The sequence below is a fragment of the Polaromonas sp. genome (genome assembly GCF_029945685.1).
In the GTDB taxonomy this organism is placed as follows: domain Bacteria; phylum Pseudomonadota; class Gammaproteobacteria; order Burkholderiales; family Burkholderiaceae_C; genus Polaromonas.
The window spans coordinates 119,091-144,012 of sequence record NZ_JAQSDA010000008.1; the positions used below are offsets into that span (position 1 = coordinate 119,091).

A 24,922-nucleotide genomic window follows, 5' to 3' on the forward strand; every position below is an offset into this window, starting at 1 on the left:
GTACGCGGGTTCGATTCCGGCCCCGGGCACCAGATACAGGCCCCTCCAGTTCTGGTGGGGCCTTTTTTGTGGGCGCTTGCGCGCGAAACCACAGAAGCACAGATACTGGCGGGCATGACTTCCTCGCGCTCCGCCACCCCGCTCCACCAACTTGACGCCTGGCAAGCCGCCGCTCTGCTGACGCGCCGCGAACTCAAGGCCGTGGACCTGGTCCGCGCCTGCCTGGACCGCATGGCCGAACGTGAGCCGCAACTGCAGGCTTTTGTGCAGTTGGGCGCCGACGCCGCGCTGGCGACGGCGCGCGAACTCGATGCCGGGCCGGTGCGCGGCCTGCTGCACGGCCTGCCCTTCGGCGTGAAGGATCTGTTCGACACCTTTGACCTGCCCACCGGCTACGGCTCGCCGATCTATGCCGGCCAGCAACCCCTGGCCGACGCGGCGGCCGTGGCGCTGTGCCGCGAAGCCGGCGCGGTGCTGCTCGGCAAAACCGTGACCACCGAGCTGGCCAACATGTTCCCCGGCGTCACGCGCAACCCGCACCACCCCGCGCACACGCCGGGCGGTTCGTCCAGTGGTTCGGCCGCCGCCGTGGCCGACGCCATGCTGCCGCTGGCGCTGGGCACTCAAACGGCCGGTTCGCTGATTCGGCCGGCGGCTTTCTGCGGCGTGGTCGGCTACAAACCCAGCCACAACCGGGTGCCCAAAGCGGGCGTCAAAAGCCTTTCGGAAACGCTGGACACGGTGGGCGGCTTTGCGCGCAGCGTGCGCGACGTGGCGCTGCTGGGCGCCGTGCTGACCGGTGATGCGCGGCTGGCCGACCCCGCTGCTTTTGCACAGACGGCCGCGCCGCGCATCGGCTTTTGCCGCACGCCCGAGTGGGCGCTGGCCGATGCCGATACGCAGCAGGCCTGGGCCCGGGCCGAAGCCGCGCTGGCCGGCCACGGCGTGCCGCTGGCGCTACCGCCTGAGCTGTCGGGCCTGGTTGCCGTGCAGAAAGAGGTGCAGGCCTTCGAGACCGCGCGCTCGCTGAGCCATGAGCGCCTGCGGCACCGCGACCAGCTCAGTGCGCCGCTGCAGGCGCTGATCGCTGCGGGGCTGACCATCAGTGGTGAAACGCATGCGCACAACCTGCGGGTGACCGCGCAGGCGCGGCGCCAGGCGCAGGACTTGTTTGGACCCCACGACGTGTTGCTGGCCCCCAGCAGCATCGGCGAGGCGCCGGCCGGGCTGGACGGCACGGGGGACCCGCTGTTTTGCCGCAGCTGGACGCTGCTGGGCCTGCCCTGCGTGCACCTGCCGTTTGCCCGCGGTCGCAGCGGCCTGCCCGTGGGCCTGCAACTGATCGGCGCTTATGGCGACGACCACCGCCTGCTGGCGGCCGCGCACTGGGTGCACGCGCGCCTGAGCCCCTGAATGCCCGCAGCAAGGCGCAGGGGCTGGGGCTGGGGCTGGGCAATTTGACCCAGCGCCTTGCCATGGCATTGAATTAGGCGCATTCTCGAATCGCAGTTTTTTCTGCGGCTTCGGGAGTCCGTCATGCGCTCACTTCCTCGTTGGACCCAACCCTTTGTTGCGGCCTTCCTGCTGGGTGCCCTGCCGCTGCAGGCGGCCACGGTGCAACCGCCGACCGCACAGGAAACAATTGCGGCGCTGGCCAGGGCCAATGCCTCGGTGGTGGGCGTGCGGGTCATGGTGGCCGACGAAGCGCGCTCGGCCGAGACCCTGGGCCAGCACCGCCGCGGTTCGGGGGTGATGATTGCGCCGGACGGCCTGATCCTGACCATTGGCTACCTGATGCTGGAGGCCGAGCAGATTGAAATCGTGACCCAGGACAACAAGACCCTGCCGGCGCGCGCCGTGGCCTACGACCTGGCCACCGGTTTCGGCCTGCTGCGGCCCTTGCTGCCCCTGCGCGCCGGCAGCGGCGTCAGTGCCGCCGTGCTTGGCAGCAGCCAGCCCCTGCAACCCGGCGAGGCGCTGATGGCGGTGACCGGCCCGCAGACCAGCGACGACGGCGAGGTCAGCATGACGCGGCTGGTCAGCAAGCGCGCGTTTTCCGGCACCTGGGAGTACCACCTCGACACGGCCCTGTTCACCAGCCCACCCCTGCTGGGCAACGGCGCCAACCACAGCGGCGCGCCGCTGTTCAACCAGAAAGGGGAGCTGGTGGGCATAGGCTCGCTGCTGGTGGCCGACGCCAGCGGGCAGAACCAGCGCCTGCCCGGCAACATGTTTGTGCCGGTGGACCTCCTGCGCCCCATCCTGGTCGACATGCAGCGCTCCGGCAGCAGTCCCCAAAGCCACCGGCCCTGGCTGGGCCTGAATTCCAGCGACCAGGGCGGCCGCATCCAGATCGTGCGCGTCAGCAAGGACAGCCCGGCCGAGCTGGCCGGCCTGGAGGCGGGTGACGTGGTGCTCGCGGTGGACGGTACCAAGGTCGCGACACTGGCCGAGTTCTACAAGAAACTCTGGGACCGGGCCGCGCCCGATGCGGAAGTCTCACTGACGGTGTTGCAGGGCGCCGACGTCAAGACCATTGTGCTGAAGGCCCAGGACCGGCTCCAGACCCTGAGAAAACCATCCGGCATCTGATTCTTCAGGTCAAATCGGCCGCCAGCCCTTGACCAGCGTGCGCAGAGTGCTATGTTGTTTGTAGCGTCAAGCCCTCGGCCACAGTGGGGTAGCGCAGGCGCAGCCGCAGCTCCTGCTTCAGCCGCGTGTTGGCGAGCCGGCGCGACTCGCTCATGAAGCTCAGCAGCATCAGCGGCAACTCGTCCTGCGCAGTGCTGCGTGCCACCCGCGGCGGGCGCGTCAGACCGTACAGGTCGGCGGCTAGGTCGAAGTAGTCGCCCATCTTCAACTCGGTGTCGTCGCTGGCATTGGTCACGCGCTGGGGTTTGCCGCGCCACAGGGCTGCCACGCAGGCGCGCGCCAGGTCGTCGGCATGGATGTGGTTGGTGAACACGTCGTCGGCGGGCGCCAGCACCGGCGTGCTCTTGAGCAAACGGGCGCGCGGCGTGCCGCCCTCGCGGTCGGGGGCGTAGATGCCCGGGATGCGCAGCGTGTGCACGCGCACACCGCTGGAGCGGCCAAAAAAGCGCAGCTGGGCCTCGGCATCGACCCGGCGCCAGGCACGCGGCGTGTGCGGGTTCACGGCGCGGGTTTCACTCGCCCACTCGCCCTGGCAATCGCCGTACACGCCACTGGTCGAGCCATACACCACCGCTTGCGGCAGGCCGCGCAGGCGCAGCGCCCGCAACAGGGCCAGCGTGCGCGGGTCGCGGCGCCAGTCGGTCAGGTTCTCGCCGGGCGGCGGGGCCAGGTGGACCACGCGGGTGGCCAGCCCGGCCAGCCGCCGCAGGGTGGCGCTCTGGTCCAGGTTGCCGGCCAGCGGTGTGATGTGTTGGGCACGCAATTCAGGGCTGCGTTCGGGCGACGAGGTCAGGGCCAGCAGCCGCACACGCGGCGCCAGCTGGCGTGCCACACGCAGGCCGACGTCGCCGCAGCCGATGATCAGGATACGCTGGCGGCGAAAGCGCGAAGGCAGGGCGCCGAGGGGACTTTGGTTTGAGGGCAAAATTGGGGGGTCGGCTGAAAACAGCCAGAGTTATAAAAAAACAGGAATACGTCAGAGGATAACCAGTATGACTTTCAACGTCACCGTGCTGCCCAGCGGCCGTTCGTTCACCGCCAACCCCGACGAAGCGCTGCTGGCCGCCGCCATCCGCCAGGGCATAGGCATGCCTTATGGCTGCAAGGACGGCGCCTGCGGTTCCTGCAAGTGCAAAAAGATCGAAGGCACGGTCGTGCACGGCCCGCACCAGCTGAAGGCGCTGAGTCACGAGGAAGAAGCCGCGGGCTTCATCCTGACCTGCTGCGGCGTGGCGCAGACCGACGTGGTGCTGGAGTCGCGCCAGGTGACCGACGAAAGCGCCTTCCCGATCAAGAAAATGCCGGCCCGCGTGAGCAGCCTGGCGCGCGCCTCGCACGACGTGATCGTGATCCGCCTGCAGCTGCCGGCCAGCGATGTCTTCAAGTACCACGCCGGCCAGTATGTGGAGTTCTTGCTGCGCGACGGCGACCGCCGCAGCTACTCCATGGCCAATGCGCCGCACACGCAGGTCGACACCCCGGGCATCGAGCTGCACATCCGCCACATGCCGGGCGGCAAGTTCACCGAGCAGGTGTTTGGCACCATGAAGGAAAAAGACATCCTTCGCATCGAAGGGCCTTACGGCAGCTTCTTCCTGCGCGAAGACAGCAACAAACCCATGGTGTTGCTGGCATCGGGCACCGGTTTTGCGCCCATCAAGGCGCTGATCGAACACATGCAGTTCAAGGGCATCACCCGGCCCGCGATACTTTACTGGGGCGGCCGCCGTCCGGCCGATCTGTACATGAACGACTGGGTGATGGCCAAGACGGCCGAAATGCCCAACCTGAGCTATGTGCCGGTGATCTCCAACGCGCTGCCGGAAGACAACTGGACCGGCCGCACCGGCTTCGTGCACAAGTCAGTGCTGGAAGACTTCCCCAACCTTTCGGCCCACCAGGTCTATGCCTGCGGCGCACCCATCGTGGTGGATTCGGCCCGCGCCGACTACAGCGCACTCGGCGGCCTGCCGGACGAAGAGTTTTTTGCGGACTCGTTCACGACCGAGGCGGACAAGGCCAAAGCGCTGGCCTGAATTTTTTCGCCGCTGGCGTCACGCTGCGTCCCCGGTTCGTCCTGGACAGTAGGACGGACTCCCCACTCCCTCCCCCCGCCCCTCCCTCGCCCCGCTGGGCGATGGCGGGGAGCTTCATTTGGACGCGTGAGCTGCGCCCGCGTGCAAACATGACGGTCCCGTACTCAGACGATGACGCGCAAAGCGCGTCATCGTCTCCCCGCACCCGAACCCGCATTTGCCCCCCACCCGTCGGGCTGGGCCGAGGAGCGCAGGCAAAAGCGGATCAGGGCTCGCGATTGTCTGAGCCGAAGGCGAGTTCGAGCGAGACCCCGCTTTTGTCGAGCACCGCAGGTTGCCCCGGAGCGCAGCGCAGGGGACCCAGACCATCGGGTCGCCTTTCTTTTGGGTACTTTTCTTTGGCGAAGCAAAGACAAAGTGCCTCGCCCGCCGGGGCGAGACCCGGCTTGCCGGCACACCACAAAAAGTGGAGCAAGGTAGTCAGCACACATGGATCCCGGATCAAGTCCGGGATGACAAGCCACAGAAAATATTCGCTATAAATTCAATAGCAGCCTGCACCCATAAAATAAGGGACAAAGCCTCAAAAGGCTTTACAAAATCAATCCACCCGAGCCCCGGAAGCCTTCACCACTTTCTCGTATTTTGCCAGTTCGCTTTTCATGAAAGCGCCAAACTGCTCGGGCGTGCTGGCCACCGGTTCCGCCAGCAGCGTGGCAAAGCGGGCTTTGGCTTCGGGCGAATTGAGGGCTGCCACAAAGGCCTGGTTCAATTTGGCGACCACGTCTTTCGGCGTGGCGGCCGGAGCCACCAGCCCCCACCAGGTGTCGATGGCAAAACCCTTGAGCGTTTCGGCCACAGCCGGGACATCGGGCAGCGCGGCGCTGCGTTTTTCGGTGGTCACGGCCAGCGCCTTGAGTTTGCCGGCCTTGATGTTGGCGGAGGCGGTCGCGAGGTTGTCGAAGTTGAAGTCAACCTGGCCGCTGAGCAGCGCCAGCTGCGCCGGGTTGCCACCGTTGTAGGGAATGTGCAGCGCAAAAATGCCCGCGTCTTTCTTGAACATTTCCCCCGCGAGGTGGCCGGCGCTGCCGTTGCCGCCGCTGGCGTAATTGAGTTTGCCCGGGTTGGCTTTGGCATAGGCGATCAGGTCCGCCAGCGTGTTGATGTTCAGGCGTCTGGCGGTGTCGGCGTTCATCACCAGCACGTTCGGCACGCGCAGCATCTGCGTGATGGGCGCAAAGTCGGTGGCCGCGTTGTAGGGCATCTTGCTGTAGAGCCACGGGTTGATGGCGTGGGTAGCGACCGCGGCGATGCCGATGGTCAGGCCGTCGGGGGCCGCCTTGGCGATGGCGTCCACCCCGATGTTGCCGCCCCCGCCGGGGCGGTTTTCAATGATCACGGTACCCAGCGAGTCCTTGACGCGCTCGGCCATCAGGCGCGCGGTCACATCGATCGGCCCGCCCGGTGCGTAGGGCACGATGATGCGCATGACCTTGGGCTGCGCCATGGCGAGGGGGGACGACAGGGCCAGCACGGCGATGGAGGCCGCCGCCAGCGCGCGGGCCGCGAAAGAAGGGAGGAAGAAGGAGGTTTTCATGGCCCTGATTGTGGCAAAGAACGGCAAACCGGATCACCGTGGCATTCCCTAGTGCGCCCGGCCTCCCACAAACGCGGGATGCCCCGAATGCACAGTGGTGGCTAACATGGCCTGCACCTAGCCCTGGAGTTGTCATGCCCCGTTTTGCCCCCTGTGTCCCGCGTTTGTGCCTGCTGGCGCTTGTCTGTCTGGGCGCGGGTCCCGCGCTCGCGCTGGACCTGCCGAACCCGGCCGAGCCCGAGGCGCAGGCGCTGGTCCGGCGTTTCCAGGCCGACTACGCCCGCATCAAGGCCGACCCCAACTATTTCAAGCCGCCGGCCGCACCCATGGCCCTGCCCTGCGAGGTGGCGCAGCGTGACCTGTATACGCCGCTCGGGCTGTTCATGGCAATTCCGGAAGAGGCCGAGAAGATCCGGCTGATGTCACGCAAACAGCTGCGCGACATGGGCATGGACCCGGACACCGCCGCCAAACCCATGCAGTACAGCAACATCCGCATCACGCCGCTCAAAGCCACCTGCAAGGACGGCAAACTCGACGGTGACACCGATTTCCTGGTGCAGTTCGACACCCTGATGGAAAACGTCAACACCATGGACCTCGGCACCAAGCAGGTGAAGATGACCATGAAAATGGGGACGCAGCAGGCCAGCCGTTATTTCCTGAGCTTCAAGGACGGCAAGCTCCAGGACGGGGACCGCTACCACGTCACCCAGCTGGCCATGCGCAACGAGACCCTGTATGACGATGCACAGATGACCCAGACCATGGCGAAAACAAAAATCCCGGATGCGCCCGAGCCGCAGGTCACGCTGAACTACATGAACTTCGGAGCCGGAAGAATGTCCATGTTCACGGTCAGCATGGCGCCCAGGATCAGCGCCGGCCTGTTCGGCGTCAACACCAGCTTCCAGCAGCAGCTCGACAGCCATTTCACCTCGGGCATGAACACGCCGCTGCAGCGCATGGTCATGTACAAGAACGACAAGATGTTCATGACCAGCCAGACGTCAATGAAAAACGGCAAGCCGCACGGCGAACAGGTGCAGACCCAGGAGAACTACCTGAAAGCGTCGGGCATGCGGCTGGACCAGGTCCCCGGCATGGAGACCGCGCGGCTGGTGACGGTGGGCGGCGTGGAAATGATCGAGACCCGCACCTGTTTCATCGAGGGCGTGCTGACCAAAGCCCAGACCTGCCCGAAGGACTGAGGGATGCGCGCTTGCCCGTCACGCCGCGCCATGGCGCTGGCCGCCTTGCTGGCTGCGCTGGCGCCGGCCGTCCAGGCCCTGGACATCTCCAATGCCGACTTCTACCGCTGCGTGCAGGGCGACTGCCGCGACGGCCAGGGAACAGTGCACGACATGTACCAGAACCAGATGCTCGAAGGCGTCTGGCAAGGCAGCAAGACCATCCCCGGCCAGCGTTACCTGGTCAGCCATCCGCTGACCAAGGGCAAAAAGTACGAGCAGTTCTACGGCGCGGATGGCCTGATGGACCGCGGCAGCCAGATACGCGGTTTCGGGGCGATGAACATCGTGCCCGTGTTCACCGGCACCTTCGGGCGCATGGACCACGCCTTCATGCGGGCGCGCCTGGCCGTGCCCTACGAGGGTGTGTATGCCATGGGCAACGGCATCGAATACCGCGGCCGCTTCGACTACATGCCGGCCAAGGGCATGGAGGCCGGACGCATCACCATGGGCCACATCATTTTTTATGGTGACAAGGTGGACCTGGAAGACAACAGCAAGGAAACCGGCCTGTTTGTCAGCAACAGCGCGGTGGTGGGCGGCGGCGTGGTGATGTTCATGCCGGCCCGGCCTGACTACATGGCCTTGCTGCAGCAGCAGTACCACCGCGACCTGCAGCTTGCCGTGAGCGACTTCAAGCAGCAGGAAAGCGAAAAGGCCTGGCGCACGGCCTTCGCCATTCTGGGCCAGGTGGCCCTGACCATGGCGGGTTCTTCCGGCGGTGGCGGCGGCGGGAGTTCGGGCAACCGGTTTGCCATGGACCTGGTCAGCGGCCTGATGAAAAGCGCCACCGCCCCGGAAGGTTCGGCCAGCGCATCGGCCAATACCGACCCTTCGACCCGCCTGATCCAGCTGGTGACCGGCGCGGCGCTGGGCAAGGTGACGGGTGACAGCAGCTTGTCGAACAGTCTGGCCCAGGCGGTGGCGACCGGGATTGAAAAGTCGAACGCGGCGGGGAAATAAGCCTGCCCTTTGCGGCCGTTGCCGGCCAGATTACCGCACACTGCATTTGCGGGTCGCTCCCGACAGTAGGCGTAACTCCCCACTCCCTCCCCCGCCCCTCCCTCGCCCCGCTGGGCGATGGAGGGGAGCTTCATGTGGCCGCGTGTGCTGCAAGCGCGTGCATACATGACAGTCCCCGCACCCGAATCCGCATTTATTCCCCCACCCGTCGGGCTGGGCCGAGGAGCGCAGGCAAAAGCGGATCGGGGCAGGCACTTGTTTGAGGCGCAGCCGAGTTGTGCCTGACCCCGCTTTTGCCGAGTACCGCAGGTTGCCCGCAGCGAAGCGGAGGGACCCAGACCATCGGGTCGCCTTTCTTTTGGGTACTTTTCTTTGGCGAAGCAAAGACAAAGTGCCTCGCCCGCCGGGGCGAGTCCCGGCTTGCTGGAAGACCCAGCGAAGCGCAAGCCCGCACAGGCTTCGACCCTTCGACAAGCTCAGGACAGGCCAAGCCCAGCCCGAACGGCGGGGTGGGTTCCGAATCGCTATAAATTCAATAGCTGCCTGCGCCCGTCCCATAAGGCCCAAAGCCCTGAATCACCTGAAGAATCACTCCCCCAGATAAGCCGCTCTCACCCGCGGATCATTGAGCAATTCCTTCGCCTCGCCATTCATCGTGATCAGGCCCGACTCCATGACATAACCGCGGTCGGCAATGCCCAGGGCCCGGCTGGCGTTCTGTTCGACCAGCAGCACGGTGACGCCCTGCGCCGACACGTCCCTGACCACCTCGAAAATCTTGTCGACCATGATGGGGGACAGGCCCATGGACGGTTCGTCGAGCAGCAGGACGCGCGGACGGCTCATGAGCGCGCGGCCCATGGCCAGCATTTGCTGTTCGCCGCCGGACATGGTGCCGGCGAGCTGGTCCTTGCGTTCGCGCAGGCGCGGGAACAGCGCAAACATCTTTTCCATGTCAGCAGCGATCCCGGGCTTGTCGTCGCGGATGTAGGCGCCCATCTGCAGGTTTTCCGTGATCGTCATGCGGGTGAACACGCCGCGGCCTTCCGGCACCATGGCCAGACCTTCCTTGACCAGGTCCCAGGCGCCCTGGCCCTTGATGCTTTTGCCCAGGTACTCGATGTCGCCGCCCAGCAGTGGCAGCGTGCCGGTGATGGCTTTCATGGTGGTGGTCTTGCCGGCGCCGTTGGAGCCGATCAGCGTGACCAACTCACCCTCCTTGACTTCGAAATCGATGCCCTTGACCGCCTGGATGCCGCCATAGGCCACTTTGAGGCCGGTGACTTTGAGCAGGGTGGTATGACTTGTAGTGGCCATGTTCTTGGTTTCCTTCAATGACCTGTGCCCAGATAGGCGGTGATCACTTTTTCATTTTTCTGCACCTCGGAAGGCGGGCCTTCGGCAATCTGCTTGCCGTAATCGAGCACGGTGACACGGTCGCACAGGCCCATGACGAGCTTGACGTCGTGTTCGATCAGTAAGATGGTGCGGTTGTCCTTGCGGATCTGGTCGATCAGCTCGCGCAGCTGCACCTTCTCGGTGGCGTTCATGCCGGCGGCAGGTTCGTCCAGCGCTATCAGCTGCGGGTCGGTCGCCAGTGCCCGCGCGATCTCGAGGCGGCGCTGGTCGCCGTAGCTCAGCGTGCGCGCCTTGAAGTCAGCGTATTTGCCGATGCCCACATAGTCGAGCAGCTCCTGCGCGCGTTTGGAGATGGCCGCTTCCTCGGCCTTGAACCCGGGTGTGCGGAACACCGCGCCGATCAGGCCCGATTTGGTGCGTATGTGGCGCCCCACCATGACGTTTTCCAGTGCCGTCATGTCGGCAAACAGCCGGATGTTCTGGAAGGTGCGCGCAATGCCGGCCTTGGCCACCTCGTGCACGGCCGACGGCTTGTACGGCTTGCCGGCAAGCTCGAAAGTGCCGCTGTCAGGGGTGTACAGCCCGGTCAGTACATTGAAGAAGGTGGTCTTGCCGGCGCCGTTGGGGCCGATCAGGCCATAGACCTGGCCGCGTTCGATGTGGATGCCGACATCGCTGAGGGCCTGCAGGCCGCCAAAACGCTTGGAAACACCGGAGACTTTGAGAATGGTTTCGCTCATGACCTTGCCCTTATTTGCCGTTGCCGGTATTGACCAGCGATTTGCCGTGGTCGGGCGCCGGCCACAGGCCGCGCGGCCTGGAGAGCATGATGGTGATCATGGCCAGCGCAATCAGCAACTGGCGCAGGATGGCGGCGTCGAGGCGGCCGCCCGTCATGGCCTGCAGCGGACCGGCCACGTGGCGCAACACTTCCGGCAGCGCGGCCAGCAGCAGCGCACCGAGAATGACCCCCGGCAGGTGGCCGATGCCGCCCAGCACCACCATGGCCACAATCATGACCGACTCCATCAGGCTGAAGGACTCGGGCGAGACAAAACCCTGGAAGGCGGCAAACATGGAGCCGGACACGCCGCCAAAAGTCGCGCCCATGCCGAACGCCAGCAGTTTGAGGTTGCGGGTGTTGATGCCCATGGCCTTGGCCGCGATCTCGTCTTCGCGGATCGCCATCCAGGCGCGGCCGATGCGCGAGTTCTCAAGCCGGTGGCAAATCACCACCGACACGATCACCAGCACCAGAAAGAGGTAGTAGTACATCGACACCGAGGTGAACTCGATGCCGAAGAAGTCATGCGACTTGCCCAGATCGAACCCGAAGAACTTCATCGAGTCGATCTGGTTGATGCCCTTGGGCCCGTTGGTCAGGTTGATCGGTCGGTCCAGGTTGTTCAGGAACACCCGGATGATTTCGCCAAAACCCAGCGTGACGATGGCCAGGTAGTCGCCGCGCAGCTTCAGCGTGGGCGCACCCAGGATCACGCCGAACAGGCCGGCGAGGGCCGCCGCCATCGGAATGATGGCCCAGATCGGCAGGTGCAGTCCGTTCGGGAAAGCCGCCTTCACCGCGGGAAAGGCATCGGCCAGGTGTGGCGAGCCCAGCAGCGCAAACAGGTAGGCGCCGACGGCAAAAAAAGCCACGTAACCGAGGTCCAGCAAGCCGGCGTAACCCACCACGATGTTCAGGCCCAGGGCCAGCAGCACATACAGCAGGGCCATGTCGACAATGCGCACCCAGGCGTTGCCGCCCTGTTGCAGCAGCAGGGGCAGCACCAGCAGTGCCGCCGCGACGATGAGAAAGGTGACGATTTTTTTGGTTTTCATCGAAGTTCTCCTAGGCCCTGTCCGCCACACGTTCCCCGAGCAGCCCTGAAGGCCGCAGCGTGAGCACAAAAATAAGCACGATGAAGGCGAAGATGTCCGAGTACTGGCTGCCCAGCACACCGCCGGTCAGCGGGCCGATGTAGCCGGCGCCAATCGCTTCGATCAGCCCGAGCAGAATGCCGCCCAGTACCGCACCGCCCAGGTTGCCGATGCCGCCAAACACGGCGGCGGTGAACGCCTTCAGGCCGGGCAAAAAGCCCATGGTGTGCTGCACCGTGCCGTAGTTGGAGGCGTACATCACGCCGGCCAGTGCCGCCAGCACGGCGCCGATGATGAAGGTCGCCGAGATGACGGTGTCGGGCTTGACCCCCATCAGGGCGGCCACCCGCGGGTTCTCGGCGGTGGCGCGCATGGCCCGGCCCAGACGCGTGTAATTGACCAGGTACATCAGGATGGACAGCGACACCGCGGTGGCACCCAGGATGAAAATTTGCGTGACGGTGATCACCGCGCCGCCGATCTGCAGCGGCTCGGACGGCAACAGGGTCGGGTAAGGCTTGTAGTTGGGCTTCCAGATGATCATGGCCAGGGTCTGCAACAAGATGGACATGCCGATGGCGGTGATCAGGGGCGCCAGCTTGGGCGAGTTGCGCAGCGGCCGGTAGGCGACTTTTTCGATCGCGAAATTGAGCGCACCACACACCACGAAGGCGATCAGCAGTGAAATCAGCAGGATGGCCCAGCCCGGCGTGCCGGGCATGGCTTCCTGCATCCACACGATGATGGTCCAGCTGGTCAGCGCGCCCACCATCAGCACCTCGCCATGCGCGAAGTTGATCAGGTTGATGATGCCGTACACCATGGTGTAGCCCAGGGCGACCAGGGCATACATGCTGCCCAGCACCAGCCCGTTGATGATCTGCTGAAGCAAAACTTCCATAACTCAGTCTCCCGATTGGTTGAAATTGTCAACTCCGCCTGCGGCCACGACCTCCCCGGGATCACCGTGAGGCCACGTGAGTTAACAAAAAGCCCGCCTATCAACACCAGAGGACAACTGGATTGGGTGGCGAGCTAATCCGCAAATTGTAGCCATGCGTCTCTAGCGAGAAACGGGCCAGCAAGCCGGTTTTCGCGGGGTTTACCCTTGAGAAACCGCATTTATCGAACCGAATCAGGCTTTATGAGCAGGATTTGTTTTTCATTAGTTTTTCTGCTTGTTCATCAGCTTCAACTCATTCAACTTATCGGCAATCCGGATCTCCAGACCGCGGTTGACCGGACGGTAAAACACCGGCACCGGCATGCCGTCGGGAAAGTAACTTTCACCGGCGGCAAAGCCGCCCTCCTCGTCATGGGCATAGCGGTAGTTCTTGCCGTAGTCGAGGTCTTTCATCAGCTGGGTCGGCGCATTGCGCAGGTGCAGCGGCACCGGCCGGGTGCCGTCTTTTTTCACGAGGGCACGCGCCTCGTTGAAGGCCTTGTACACCGCATTGGACTTGGGGGCGATCGCCAGATAGACCACACATTCGGCCAGCGCCAGCTCGCCCTCGGGCGAGCCCAGGCGCTCGTAGACCTCGGCGGCGTCCAACGCCAGCCGCAGCGCACGCGGGTCGGCCAGGCCAATGTCTTCGCTGGCCATGCGGATCAGGCGCCGCGCCATGTATTTGGGCTCGGCACCGCCGTCAAGCATGCGCACCAGCCAGTACAACGCGGCATCCGGGTCGGAGCCGCGCACCGCCTTGTGCAGCGCCGAGACAGTGTCGTAAAACTGCTCGCCGCCCTTGTCGTAGCGGCGCATGCGTTCGCCCAGCACCTTGAGGAGCCAGGCCGCCGTGACCTCCAGGCTGCCACCCTTTTTTTCGCGCTGGGCCGCCACATTGAGCGACTCCAGCGTGTTGAGCAGCCGCCGGGCATCGCCGTCGGCGTAGGCCACGAGCTGGTCAGCAGCGTCAGGCGCTATGCTTTTAATAGCTGGCAGCGCTTTCTCGGCAAGGACTTTGGCAATGATTTGCTTGAGATCTTCTTCCCCCAGGGGCTGGAGCACATACACCGCCGCGCGCGACAACAGGGCCGAGTTGACTTCAAACGAGGGGTTCTCGGTGGTCGCACCGATAAAGGTGAACAGGCCGCTTTCCACATGCGGCAGGAACGCATCCTGCTGGCTTTTGTTGAAACGGTGCACCTCGTCGACAAACACGATGGTGCGTTTGCCGCCCTGCCCCTGCCAGATGCTGGCCTGCTCGACCGCTTCACGGATTTCCTTGACACCGCCGAGCACGGCCGAAATGGTGATGAAGTGGGCATCAAAACTGCTGGCCATCAAGCGCGCGATCGTGGTCTTGCCGACGCCGGGCGGGCCCCAGAGGATGCAGCTGTGGGGCTGGCCCGATTCAAAGGCAATGCGCAGCGGCATGTCCGCGCCGAGCAGGTGCTGCTGGCCAATCACCTCACCGAGGTTTTTCGGACGCAGGCGCTCGGCCAGCGGGGCCGCGGCCCGGGCATCGGCGACCTGCCCGAAAGGGGTCCCGTCAAGAGCGGTCATGCCTGTCTTCTTCTGTTTTTCCTATTGGCGAATCACGTCCGCGCCGGCAGGCGGCTTGAACTCGAATACGCTGGCGCCCAGGGCCGGGTTGACCTCGAACTGGGTGAAGGTCATCACCGAGCGCTGGCCGAAGCTGTCGAGGATCTCCAGCACCGCCAGCTCGCTGCCCTTGCCGGTGTTCCTGAAACCAACGGTGATGCTCTGCACCTGGCCGTCCCGGGTTCTGGGTGTGGCCTGGACCCATTCGAGTCCGGCCCGGTCGGGCTGCGGCACCAGGGTGAAATCGGCCTGCAGCGCCTTGATGTCTGCCGCCGCCGCGATCACGGCGGCAGGCGTGCCGCTGAGCACTTGCGTGAGCTTGCGGGCGGTCACCTGGTTCAGGTCCACGTCGTGCAGCCACAGGGTCTGGCCGTCGGACACGATGCTTTGCTCGAACGGCTTTTTGTAGACAAACTTGAACCGGTTGGGCCGCAAAAATTCGAAGCTGCCGCTGGAGGCCTTTGTCTTGGCGGTTTGCCCTTCGCGCGCCGGGCTGGTCACCACCTGGGTGAACACGGCGCGCCCGCTTTTTGTGTTCTTGACAAAGGCCTCCAGGCTTTCCAGGCCGTTGGCAGTGTTCACCTGCGCGCTGGCAGCGATGGCAAAAACAGCCAAAAAAGCCGCCGATGCGACCCGGAATGCGCCGACCAGGGGGCGGCGGGCGGCGAGGACGGGAAATGGAAAGAAATGGATCATGGCAAATGGAGGGGTAAGCCCCGTTGGGTGAACAGTGCTTGTGGGACTCATGCGGCGGGCATTGGTTGCCTGAACAATGTATCGCTGCTGTAAATGCCCTGCTGTCGTCATTCGGCGCGTGCGGGCACCAGAATTTCACGCTGCCCGCTGCCCGACATGGCGCTGATCATGCCCGACTTCTCCATCTCCTCAAGCATGCGGGCGGCCCGGTTGTAACCGATCTTGAGGTGGCGCTGCACCAGCGAAATCGAGGCCTTGCGGTTTTTCAGCACGATCTCGACCGCCTGGTCGTACATCGGGTCTTTTTCGCCTTCACCACCCGCGACGCCATTGCCGTCGCCGAGCAGATCGCCGTCCCCATCCACCGTGCCGCCTTCCAGCACGCCGTCGATGTAATTGGGTTCGCCCTGCTGCTTCAGGTAAGCCACCACGCGGTGCACTTCATCGTCGCTGACAAACGCGCCATGCACACGAATCGGAAAACCGGTGCCGCTGGGCATGTAGAGCATGTCGCCCATGCCCAGCAGCGCTTCGGCGCCCATCTGGTCCAGAATGGTGCGGCTATCGATCTTGCTGCTGACCTGGAAGCTCAGCCGTGTCGGGATGTTGGCCTTGATCAGTCCGGTGATCACATCCACGCTGGGGCGCTGGGTGGCCAGCACCAGGTGGATGCCGGCAGCGCGCGCCTTCTGCGCCAGCCGCGCAATCAGTTCCTCGATCTTCTTGCCGACCACCATCATCAGGTCGGCCAGCTCGTCGATCACGACCACGATGTAGGGCAGACGCTCCAGCGGCTCGGGCTGCTCGGGTGTGAGGCTGAAGGGGTTGTAGATGAACTCGCCGCGCGCCTTGGCTTCGTCGATCTTGACGTTGTAGCCGGCCAGATTGCGCACACCCATCTTGCTCATGAGTTTGTAGCGCTTTTCCATCTCGGCCACGCACCAGTTCAGGCCGTGCGCGGCCTGGCGCATGTCGGTCACCACCGGGGCCAGCAGATGCGGAATGCCCTCGTAAACACTCATCTCGAGCATCTTCGGGTCGATCAGCAGCAGGCGCACATCGCGCGCATCGGCCTTGTAGAGCAGGCTCAGGATCATCGCGTTGATCCCCACCGACTTGCCGGAGCCGGTGGTGCCGGCCACCAGGCAGTGCGGCATCTTGGCAAGGTCGGCCACCACCGGCGCGCCGCTGATGTCCTTGCCCAGGCCAATCGTCAGCATGGACTTGGCCTCGTTGTACACCTGCGAGCCCAGGATTTCGCTGAGCTTGATGGACTGGCGTTTGGCGTTGGGCAGCTCGAGTGCCATGTAGTTCTTGCCGGGAATGGTCTCGATCACGCGGATGGACACCAGGCTGAGCGCACGCGCCAGATCCTTGGCCAGATTGACGATCTGCGCGCCCTTGACGCCGGTGGCGGGTTCGATCTCGTACCGCGTGATGACCGGACCGGGCGCTGCTGCCACGACACGCACGTCCACGCCGAAGTCCTTGAGTTTTTTCTCGATCAGCCGCGAGGTCATCTCCAGCGTCTCGGGTGCCACGGTTTCCTGACGTATCAGCGCACCGTCGAGCAGATCCACCTGCGGCAGCTTGGAGTCGGGCATCTCGCTGAACAGCGGCTTTTGCCGCTCCTTGGCAACCCGCTCGCTTTTTGGAATCTCGACCAGCGTCGGCTCGATCAGCACCGGCACCGGGTGATGCTCCTCGATCTCGGTGCGTTCTTCCTGCAGGACTTCCTCGCGTTCGCGGGCTGCGACACGGCCCACGGCCAGATCCTCGGCGATCTCGCGTTTTTCGCGGCGCGACTCGATCAGCTCGTCCAGCCATGCGCCTATGCGCTGGGCCGTGTGGGCCCAGGAAAAAGCAAACACCACAGACACCGCAATCACGCCGACCGCAATCCAGACCAGGCCGGACCCTGTAAAACCCAGCCACTTCACGCTGGCGGGCCCCGCCAGGTAACCCAGCACCCCGCCTGCATGGCCGGGCAGCCTGAATTCAAAGCGGTACAGCCGCGACCATTCGAGTGCCGCGCTGGCCAGCAGCAGCAGCACCAGGCAGGACCAGAACCTGACCCGATCGAAAGCCGTGCTGGCCGCCGGCTGGCCACGCAGACCGCGCGCCAGCGAGCCCAGCCAGGCGCGCACACCCGCAGCCAGCGCCCACCAGACGGAAAACCCGAAAAGGAAATAGCTGGCATCGGCGAGGTTCGCGCCCAGGCGTCCTCCCCAATTGCGTGTCACGGCCTGGCCCGCCTTGAGAGCGCCGGCCGCTTCGGTACTGCCGGTGGTGGACCAGGCCGCGTCCTGCGGCGAATAGCTGAGCAGGGCTCCGATCCAGAAGACCAGTGCGAGCAGGCCCAGGATCAGGCTGACTTCATGCGCGAAGCGTTTCACGCCACCTGCGGGACCGGCGGCGGCAGAGGTGCGGGAGTTCAGGGTATCAAGCGAATAAGTCATAGGGCAAGCACTGAGCTTACCTCAGTTAACCCGCCCTGCACGGCGCAAAAAGGTGACAGAAAAGCTGTCGTCAGCCCAGGGTATTGAGCCTGTCCTTGACCCACATCGAGCCATCGGCGCGGGTCTCGATAAAGCCGCGCTCTTCAAGGTCTTTCATCACGCGGCTGACCATCTCGCGCGAAGCCCCGACCATTTTGGCGAGGTCCTGGCGCGAGACCTTCTCGCGGATCACGGTCTTGCCCTCGCGGTCCGGCACCGCCGACTCCAGCAAGGCCCTGGCCACGCGGCCGTAGACGTCCATCAGGGCCAGCGATTCAATCTTGCGGTCGGCCTGGCGCAGGCGCTGTACCAGGCCTTTCATGACCGCATAGGCCATGGAACTGTTTTCGGGCAGGCAACGGGCAAACTCCGGCCGTCCCACCACCAGCACGTCGGTCTGGACTTCGGTGCGCACGGTGGCCGAATGGGGTTCGTTGTCGATCAGGCTCATCTCGCCGACGTAGTCACCGGGGTGCAAGGTGGCCAGGATCACCTCGCGGCCGCGCGCATCGGTCGTCACAACGCGCGCCCGACCGGTCAGGATAATGGCCAGTGCGTTGGACTTCTTGCCCTGCTCGACAATGGCTTCACCCCGTTTGTAGCGGCGCTTGATCACCGCCTGGGCCACGGATTCCGCCTGGCTGGTTGTCAGCATCGAGAACAGGGGCACCCGACGAATCAGTTCAAGATTAGACACCATCGTAGACATGACAAACTTCTCCAGACCACGCGGTGAAAGGGATACAGAAGCCTGCCAGCTCCCGGGCAAGGGGTCCGCGATGCAGACTTCTGAAACGGGTTCTTACAATAGCGTGTGTTGTGCCAACTATTTCCGCCCACCGGGGGTTTTAAACCCTGTGGTCAGCCCCGACTCTAACTGAGTTCAAATGCTTTCCCCTACAGATTTTCACCATGCGACATTCTAAAGTTCTCATTCTGGGGTCTGGCCCCGCAGGCTACACGGCGGCTGTTTATGCAGCGCGCGCCAACCTCAACCCGGTGCTGATCACCGGCATCGCGCAAGGAGGACAGCTGATGACCACCACTGACGTGGACAACTGGCCAGCCGATCCGCTGGGTGTTCAGGGCCCGGCGCTGATGCAGCGTTTTCTGGAGCATGCCGAGCGCTTCAAGACAGAGATCATCTTCGACCACATCAACAAGGTCGACTTCAGCCAGCGCCCCTTCACATTGACCGGCGACAGCGGCACCTACACCTGCGACGCGCTGATCATCGCCACCGGTGCGTCTGCCAAATACCTGGGCTTGGACTCCGAGACAGCCTTCATGGGCCGGGGCGTGTCGGGCTGCGCCACCTGCGACGGTTTTTTCTACCGCGACCAGGAAGTCTGCGTGGTCGGCGGCGGCAATACCGCGGTGGAAGAAGCCTTGTACCTGTCCAACATTGCGAGCAAGGTCCATCTGGTGCACCGCCGCGACAAGTTCAAGGCCGAAGCCATCCTGATCGACAAGCTTCACGAAAAGGTGGCTGCCGGCAAGATTGTGCTGAAGCTGCACCAGACACTCGATGAAGTGCTGGGGGATGCCGCCGGCGTCAATGGCGTGCGGCTCAAACACACGCAAACCGGTGCCACTGAAAATCTCCCCGTTCAGGGCTGTTTCATCGCCATCGGCCACCAGCCGAACACCGATATTTTTGCCGGCCAGCTGGACATGAAGGACGGCTACATCGTCACCCGCGCCGGCTTGCAGGGTTTTGCCACCATGACCAGCGTGCCGGGCGTTTTTGCCGCCGGTGACGTGCAGGACCACGTCTATCGCCAGGCCATCACAAGTGCCGGCACCGGCTGCATGGCGGCCCTCGACGCCCAGCGCTTTCTGGAGCAGAGCTAGAGCCCCCACGCTTGTAGCTTTGCGTACTGCGCTGCCCCCCCGAGGGGGCCGCTGCGCCTGCGGACCGGCCAAGCCGGATCCGCGGCCCCTGCTTGATTTTTTCTAGGGTGCGGCGGGCAATCAGGCTCTGCACCTTCACCGCAGGAAACTTGAGACTTGAGGGCAGATGGTTTTCAGGCTATAATCGCAGGCTTGGCTGAGTATCCGACGGGTGCCAGCATCCCTTTTTTTCTTTTTTATACGGAGAGTGCTCATGGCACGCGTCTGTCAGGTTACGGGCAAAGGCCCGATGGTGGGAAACAACGTTTCTCACGCGAACAACAAAACCAAGCGCCGGTTCTTGCCTAATCTGCAATACCGCCGTTTCTGGGTCGAGACGGAAAACCGCTGGGTGCGTCTGCGCACGTCCAGCGCCGGTTTGCGCCTTGTCGACAAGCTCGGCATTGATGCGGTCCTGGTGGACCTTCGTGCCCGCGGTGAAATCTAAGGAGAATCATCATGGCAAAAGGCGCACGCGAAAAAATCAAGCTGGAATCGACTGCCGGCACGGGTCACTTCTACACGACCACCAAAAACAAGAAAACCACGCCTGACAAGATGCTGATCATGAAGTTTGATCCCAAGGCACGCAAGCATGTGGAATACAAGGAAATCAAGCTGAAGTAATCCAGCCTGAACCTGCAGCACTTGTGCTGCACCCTGAAAAACCCGCCCAGGCCCAGTGTCCAGGCGGGTTTTTTCATGGCCCTGCCGATTGGCTCGTCCGTCACCACGGGCCACCCGGCAGGCCTTCGCGGGGTGGCCCAAGGCTGTTCCGCAACGAGGCAGGCTGGTGGAGTTCGACACGGTCGCCCCTCCCGTGTTGATGGGCGGGAACCGGGATCCAAAGAAAAACCGCCTGGGCGCGGAGCACCGAGGCGGTTTGCAGCGTGGGGAGCAAGCCCCCACCCCCTGAGAGCGGGATCAGGCGCGTGCGGCGCGCAGCTTCATCGAAAAATCCTGCAAGGCGGCGATGCCGCTTTCCTCGGCGCGGCGGCACCAGGCCTGCAGGTCGGCAGCCAGCTGCTCGCGCGATGCCGACCTCGACAGCCACATCTGGCGCAACTCTTCACGCATGGTGACCATCTTGTCGAGCACCGGGTGCTCGGCACGGGCCTGTGCCACCTGGGGCTTGACAGCGGCAGGCACCTTGTCATCGTCGCGATGCAACCAGCGATTGGCCGCCTGCAGCACCGAAATGTCGGCCTTGCGCGCCTTGAGCGCCTCGATCTCGGCCTTGCCGGCGCGGCGCAGTTCACGCGCAAAGCCGGCCATCACCTCATAGCGGTGGGCAATCAGGGCTTCGAGGGTTTTTTCGTCGGCCACAGGCTGGATGCTCCCGAGCTGAAGCCGGGGCGGAACCTTCTTGACCGTCGCCAGGCCGACTTTTTCCATGGCGCGGATGTACACCCAGCCGATGTCGAATTCGTAGGGCTTGACAGAGAACTTGGCCGAGGTGGGATAGGTGTGGTGGTTGTTGTGCAGCTCTTCGCCGCCGATGATGATGCCCCAGGGCGACACATTGGTGCTGGCATCCGGCGCCTCGAAGTTGCGGTAACCCCAGTAGTGGCCAATGCCATTGATGATGCCGGCGGCAGTCACGGGAATCCAGATCATCTGGACAGCCCAGACGGCCAGACCGGCTGCGCCGAACAAGGCGAGGTTGATGATCATCATCAGGCCAACACCCTGCCAGCTGTAACGGGTGTAGAGGTTGCGCTCGATCCAGTCGTTCGGCGTGCCATGGCCGTACTTGACCATGGTTTCCTTGTTCTTGCTTTCAGCACGGTACAACTCGGCGCCTTCCCAGAACACCTTCTTGATGCCGTAGGCCTGCGGGCTGTGCGGGTCTTCCACCGTTTCACATTTGGCGTGGTGCTTGCGGTGAATGGACACCCACTCCTTGGTGACCTGACCGGTGCCCAGCCAGAGCCAGAACCGGAAAAAATGCGAAGGGATGGCGTGCAGATCCATCGCGCGGTGCGCCTGGTGACGGTGCAGATAAATCGTCACGCTGGCAATGGTGATGTGGGTCGTCACCAGGGTGTACAGGATAATTTGCCACCAGCTGGCGGCGAGCAAACCATTAGCCAGCCAGTCAAGGGCGGCATCAAACAAGACCATGAGAATCCTTTAAACAGTCACCAGCCAAGTCAACCAAAAGTCATCTCCGGAGGCTGTACCGGACAACTTTCCATTCTAATTCGTACAGTGCCAAACAGCAAGCTGGCGAACCCGCACCGAAACCGGGTAAAAACAAACAAAATCACTGAAGAGTCGAAAACTTCGGTCTATTTGGCATCTTTTTCATCCAAAAGCATCAAGCTTTTTGCCACACTGCCGCAAAAAATCCGTCTGTCTGATGCAGGTAAGGCCAAAGCCGCAGGTACGGGCCGCGGCAAAGCGTCTGAGCCGCCTCCACTCCCAGATGGGTCAGCAAAGGCCCGGTTTCAAGGACGGTGAATTCTTTATTCGCAGCGCTGAAGGCCTCGGCGATCGCCTCGTTTTCCTCGCGCAGGATGCTGCAGGTGGCATACACCAGCCGTCCACCCGGCTTGAGCAGCCTTGCAGCGCTCTGCAAGATGGCGGTCTGCTTGGCGGTCAGCTCCTCGATGGCCTGGGGGTTGTGCCGCCATTTGAGGTCGGGGTTGCGGCGCAGGGTCCCCAGGCCCGAACAGGGCGCATCGACCAGCACCCGGTCGATCTTGCCGGCCAGGCGCTTGATGCGCTCGTCGCGCTCGTGGGCAATGGCGACCGGGTGGACATTGGACAGGCCACTGCGGGCCAGCCTCGGCTTGAGCGCATCGAGCCGGTGGCCCGAGGTATCAAAGGCGTAGAGCCTGCCCGTGCTGCGCATGCTGGCGCCCAGGGCAAGCGTCTTGCCGCCTGCGCCGGCGCAAAAGTCCACCACCATTTCGCCGCGTTTGGCATCGACCAGCAAGGCCAGCAACTGCGATCCCTCGTCCTGCACCTCGATTGCGCCGCGGGTGAAGGCGTCCAGCTTGTTGAGCGCCGGTTTGCCCGCCAGTCGCAGCCCCCAGGGGGAATACGGCGTTGCGACGGCCTTGATGCCGGCCTTGGCCAGCTCCTTCTGGATGTCTGCGCGCTTGTCTTTGAGGGTATTGACCCGCAGGTCCAGCCCGGCCGGCGCATTGAGGCTTTCCACCAGCGGCCAGAAGTCGTCGCCAAGCTGTGCCTTGAGCGGCTCGACCAGCCACGCCGGCAGGTTGTGACGGTGCGGCTCCATCAGGTCGTCCGGTTTGACCTGGTCGCAGCGCGAAAGCCAGTCTTTTTCCTGGTCCGTCAAGGCGCCCAGCAGGAAATCGCGTTCGGCCGCAAAACCCAGAATGGCCAGGCGACGCTCGGTCGGGCCGCTGCCGTGCTGGGCCAGGTAGGTGTAGAGATTTTTCTTGCGCAGGACGCCGTAAATCGTCTCGGCCACGGTTGCGCGTTCGCGCGGGCCGAGGCGCTGCTCACGAAAATGGCGCGACACCACCATGTCGGCGGGATGTTCAAATTTGAGGACCTGCTTGAGAAGCGTGGCACAACTGTCGAGTAAGGCGTTAGGATGCATGCCCCTATTGTCCCACCGCGAGCCTGCAGCGCGCCTTCTTGCATCTGGATGTCCATGTCTGACGACCTCCCCCCGCTGATCACCACCCCGCCCGGCCTGTACCGCCATTGCAAAGGCATGCTTTACGAGGTAGTGGGTACCGCACGCCACAGTGAAACCCTCGAACCCCTGACGCTGTACCGCGCGCTGTATGGCGAACATGGCCTGTGGGTGCGGCCAGCCGCCATGTTCAATGAAGAAGTGGACATTGACGGCGTGAGGCAACCGCGATTTGCCAGGCAGGCCGACTAGCGCGGGCTTTCCCCCGTCAACGATAATCGTGGGTTATGTCCTCTCCCCACGAATTCTCCGAAATCGAAAAACAGGTCAAGCGCCGCCGCACGTTTGCCATCATCTCCCACCCTGACGCCGGCAAGACCACGCTGACGGAAAAGCTGCTGCTGTTTTCGGGCGCGATCCAGATCGCCGGCAGTGTCAAGGCGCGCAAGGCCGCGCGCCACGCGACCTCCGACTGGATGGAAATCGAAAAGCAGCGCGGGATCTCGGTGGCCAGCTCGGTCATGCAGATGGAATACCGCGACTGCGTGATCAACCTGCTCGACACCCCCGGTCACCAGGACTTCTCGGAAGACACCTACCGCGTGCTGACGGCGGTCGATGCCGCGCTGATGGTGATCGACGCGGCCAACGGCGTGGAGCCGCAGACGCGGCGCCTGCTGCAGGTCTGCCGTGCGCGCAACACGCCCATCCTGACCTTTGTCAACAAGATGGACCGCGAAGTGCAGGACCCGATGAGCGTGATGGACGAGATCGAGCAGGAACTCGGCATGACGGTCGTGCCCTTCACCTGGCCGGTCGGCATGGGCAAGTTGTTCCACGGCGTCTATGACCGGCGCGAAAAGCGCATGCGTGTGTTCAGTCCCGGCGAGGACAAGGCCGGCGGCGATGATGAAATCCTGGCAGGCCTGGACAACGCCGAAGCGGCCCGCCGTTTTGGCGCCGAGTTCAGCCAGGCGCAGGGCGAGCTGGAGCTGCTGGAAGGCGCCTCGCCGGAGTTTGACCGTGCCGCGTTTCTCGCCGGCAAACAGACACCGATGTTTTTCGGCTCGGCCATCAACAATTTCGGCGTGCAGGAAGTGCTGGACGCGCTGGTGGACCTGGCACCGGCGCCGGCCGACCGCAGCGCCCTGCAGCGCGTGGTGCATCCGGAGGAAAAGAAATTCTCGGGCGTGGTCTTCAAGATCCAGGCCAACATGGACCCGGCGCACCGCGACCGCATCGCGTTTTTGCGCGTGGCCAGCGGCGAGTTCACACGCGGCATGCGCCTGAAGGTGGTGCGCAGCGGCAAGGAAATCCGGCCCAACACGGTGGTGAGTTTCATGAGCCAGCGCCGCGAACTGCTGGACACCGCCTTTGCCGGCGACATCATCGGCATTCCGAACCACGGTATCCTGCAGCTCGGCGACACGCTCACCGAAGGCGAGGCGCTGCAATTCACCGGCCTGCCCTTCTTCGCGCCGGAAATGTTCCGCGCGGTCGAGGTCGCCGACCCTCTGCGCAGCAAGCAGCTGCGTGCCGGCCTGACCCAGCTCGGTGAGGAAGGGGCGATCCAGGTTTTCCGCCCGATTGCCGGCTCCCTGCTGCTGCTGGGCGCGGTGGGCCAGCTGCAGTTTGAAGTGGTGGCGCACCGGCTCGAGCACGAGTACGGCGTCAAGGCGCGCATCATGCCAAGCAACTTCAACCTCGCGCGCTGGGTCACCTGCGACGACCCGAACGAGCTGAAAAAATTCATCGACGCCAATGCACACCGCGTGGCGCTCGATGCCGTGGATGCACCGACCCTGCTGGTCGATCACAGCGCCACCTTGCGCGCCGTCGAGCAGCAGTGGCCCAAGATCAAGTTCCACGCCTTGCGTGAACACGCCGGCCTGGTGTTCCAGTCGAAAATATAGTCTTTCAGGCATCCAGCCCATGGCTG

At 63.8% G+C, this 24,922-nt stretch carries 22 protein-coding genes; 10 read left to right on the top strand and 12 right to left on the bottom strand.

Annotation, left to right across the window (positions count from 1 at the left end):
* The first annotated feature begins 114 nt into the window (after positions 1-114).
* Positions 115-1,413: an amidase gene (locus PSV26_RS06095; RefSeq protein WP_300568847.1), complete on the top strand. Its 1,299-nt coding sequence runs from the start codon at positions 115-117 to the stop codon at positions 1,411-1,413.
* 123 nt (positions 1,414-1,536) lie between these two features.
* Positions 1,537-2,592 (top strand): S1C family serine protease, encoded by a 1,056-nt coding sequence (locus PSV26_RS06100; protein ID WP_300514548.1) that lies wholly within the window; start codon positions 1,537-1,539, stop codon positions 2,590-2,592.
* A 49-nt stretch (positions 2,593-2,641) separates the two neighbouring features.
* On the opposite strand, the gene PSV26_RS06105 is transcribed toward PSV26_RS06100, so the two are convergent.
* Positions 2,642-3,577, bottom strand: a complete 936-nt coding sequence (locus PSV26_RS06105; RefSeq protein WP_300568850.1) for an NAD-dependent epimerase/dehydratase family protein — start codon at positions 3,575-3,577, stop codon at positions 2,642-2,644.
* 67 nt (positions 3,578-3,644) lie between these two features.
* Between PSV26_RS06105 and PSV26_RS06110 the strand changes: the two genes are divergently transcribed.
* A complete protein-coding gene (locus PSV26_RS06110; RefSeq protein ID WP_300568853.1) occupies positions 3,645-4,688 on the top strand; it encodes a CDP-6-deoxy-delta-3,4-glucoseen reductase in 1,044 nt (347 codons plus the stop codon).
* Between the two features lie 601 nt (positions 4,689-5,289).
* On the opposite strand, the gene PSV26_RS06115 is transcribed toward PSV26_RS06110, so the two are convergent.
* Positions 5,290-6,285, bottom strand: a complete 996-nt coding sequence (locus tag PSV26_RS06115) for a tripartite tricarboxylate transporter substrate binding protein (protein ID WP_300568856.1) — start codon at positions 6,283-6,285, stop codon at positions 5,290-5,292.
* 134 nt (positions 6,286-6,419) lie between these two features.
* Here PSV26_RS06115 and PSV26_RS06120 point away from each other — a divergent pair, with 134 nt between their 5' ends.
* Together PSV26_RS06120 and PSV26_RS06125 are read left to right on the top strand one after the other, a co-directional pair.
* Positions 6,420-7,496, top strand: a complete 1,077-nt coding sequence (locus PSV26_RS06120; RefSeq protein WP_300511596.1) for a hypothetical protein — start codon at positions 6,420-6,422, stop codon at positions 7,494-7,496.
* Between the two features lie 3 nt (positions 7,497-7,499).
* Positions 7,500-8,501 (top strand): hypothetical protein, encoded by a 1,002-nt coding sequence (locus tag PSV26_RS06125; RefSeq protein ID WP_300568859.1) that lies wholly within the window; start codon positions 7,500-7,502, stop codon positions 8,499-8,501.
* A 588-nt stretch (positions 8,502-9,089) separates the two neighbouring features.
* On the opposite strand, the gene PSV26_RS06130 is transcribed toward PSV26_RS06125, so the two are convergent.
* From PSV26_RS06130 to PSV26_RS06165, 8 genes are all read right to left on the bottom strand, one after another.
* The gene (locus PSV26_RS06130; RefSeq protein ID WP_300511600.1) at positions 9,090-9,818 is read right to left on the bottom strand and encodes an ABC transporter ATP-binding protein; all 729 of its coding nucleotides are present in this window, start codon (positions 9,816-9,818) and stop codon (positions 9,090-9,092) included.
* Positions 9,819-9,832: 14 nt separating this feature from the next.
* Entirely contained in the window at positions 9,833-10,600 is a 768-nt protein-coding gene (locus PSV26_RS06135) for an ABC transporter ATP-binding protein (RefSeq protein WP_300511601.1), read from the bottom strand.
* 10 nt (positions 10,601-10,610) lie between these two features.
* A complete protein-coding gene (locus PSV26_RS06140; protein WP_300511602.1) occupies positions 10,611-11,699 on the bottom strand; it encodes an ABC transporter ATP-binding protein in 1,089 nt (362 codons plus the stop codon).
* A gap of 10 nt (positions 11,700-11,709) precedes the next feature.
* Positions 11,710-12,639: a branched-chain amino acid ABC transporter permease gene (locus PSV26_RS06145; RefSeq protein ID WP_300511603.1), complete on the bottom strand. Its 930-nt coding sequence runs from the start codon at positions 12,637-12,639 to the stop codon at positions 11,710-11,712.
* A gap of 264 nt (positions 12,640-12,903) precedes the next feature.
* Positions 12,904-14,244: a replication-associated recombination protein A gene (locus tag PSV26_RS06150; RefSeq protein ID WP_300511604.1), complete on the bottom strand. Its 1,341-nt coding sequence runs from the start codon at positions 14,242-14,244 to the stop codon at positions 12,904-12,906.
* Between the two features lie 21 nt (positions 14,245-14,265).
* Complete coding sequence (lolA, locus tag PSV26_RS06155; protein ID WP_300568862.1) at positions 14,266-14,979, bottom strand: outer membrane lipoprotein chaperone LolA; 714 nt, start codon at positions 14,977-14,979, stop codon at positions 14,266-14,268.
* 107 nt (positions 14,980-15,086) lie between these two features.
* The gene (locus PSV26_RS06160; protein WP_300511606.1) at positions 15,087-17,438 is read right to left on the bottom strand and encodes a DNA translocase FtsK; all 2,352 of its coding nucleotides are present in this window, start codon (positions 17,436-17,438) and stop codon (positions 15,087-15,089) included.
* Between the two features lie 70 nt (positions 17,439-17,508).
* Positions 17,509-18,186 carry a Crp/Fnr family transcriptional regulator gene (locus PSV26_RS06165; RefSeq protein WP_300511607.1) on the bottom strand — a complete coding sequence of 226 codons (678 nt, stop codon included), beginning with the start codon at positions 18,184-18,186 and terminating at the stop codon, positions 17,509-17,511.
* Between the two features lie 203 nt (positions 18,187-18,389).
* Here PSV26_RS06165 and trxB point away from each other — a divergent pair, with 203 nt between their 5' ends.
* The 3 genes from trxB to rpmG all read left to right on the top strand — a co-directional run bounded on the left by trxB (position 18,390) and on the right by rpmG (position 19,997).
* Positions 18,390-19,331: a thioredoxin-disulfide reductase gene (trxB, locus tag PSV26_RS06170; protein WP_300511608.1), complete on the top strand. Its 942-nt coding sequence runs from the start codon at positions 18,390-18,392 to the stop codon at positions 19,329-19,331.
* A 253-nt stretch (positions 19,332-19,584) separates the two neighbouring features.
* Positions 19,585-19,818 (top strand): 50S ribosomal protein L28, encoded by a 234-nt coding sequence (rpmB, locus tag PSV26_RS06175; RefSeq protein WP_096666509.1) that lies wholly within the window; start codon positions 19,585-19,587, stop codon positions 19,816-19,818.
* 11 nt (positions 19,819-19,829) lie between these two features.
* Positions 19,830-19,997 (top strand): 50S ribosomal protein L33, encoded by a 168-nt coding sequence (rpmG, locus tag PSV26_RS06180; RefSeq protein WP_007863188.1) that lies wholly within the window; start codon positions 19,830-19,832, stop codon positions 19,995-19,997.
* 297 nt (positions 19,998-20,294) lie between these two features.
* Here the strand turns inward: rpmG and PSV26_RS06185 are convergent, their stop codons facing one another.
* Both PSV26_RS06185 and PSV26_RS06190 read right to left on the bottom strand, forming a co-directional pair.
* Positions 20,295-21,494, bottom strand: a complete 1,200-nt coding sequence (locus PSV26_RS06185; protein WP_300511609.1) for an acyl-CoA desaturase — start codon at positions 21,492-21,494, stop codon at positions 20,295-20,297.
* A gap of 196 nt (positions 21,495-21,690) precedes the next feature.
* Positions 21,691-22,944 carry an RsmB/NOP family class I SAM-dependent RNA methyltransferase gene (locus PSV26_RS06190; RefSeq protein ID WP_300568865.1) on the bottom strand — a complete coding sequence of 418 codons (1,254 nt, stop codon included), beginning with the start codon at positions 22,942-22,944 and terminating at the stop codon, positions 21,691-21,693.
* Between the two features lie 54 nt (positions 22,945-22,998).
* Between PSV26_RS06190 and PSV26_RS06195 the strand changes: the two genes are divergently transcribed.
* Both PSV26_RS06195 and PSV26_RS06200 read left to right on the top strand, forming a co-directional pair.
* The gene (locus tag PSV26_RS06195) at positions 22,999-23,235 is read left to right on the top strand and encodes a DUF1653 domain-containing protein (protein ID WP_300568866.1); all 237 of its coding nucleotides are present in this window, start codon (positions 22,999-23,001) and stop codon (positions 23,233-23,235) included.
* 35 nt (positions 23,236-23,270) lie between these two features.
* Complete coding sequence (locus PSV26_RS06200; protein WP_300511612.1) at positions 23,271-24,896, top strand: peptide chain release factor 3; 1,626 nt, start codon at positions 23,271-23,273, stop codon at positions 24,894-24,896.
* Positions 24,897-24,922 lie beyond the last annotated feature (26 nt).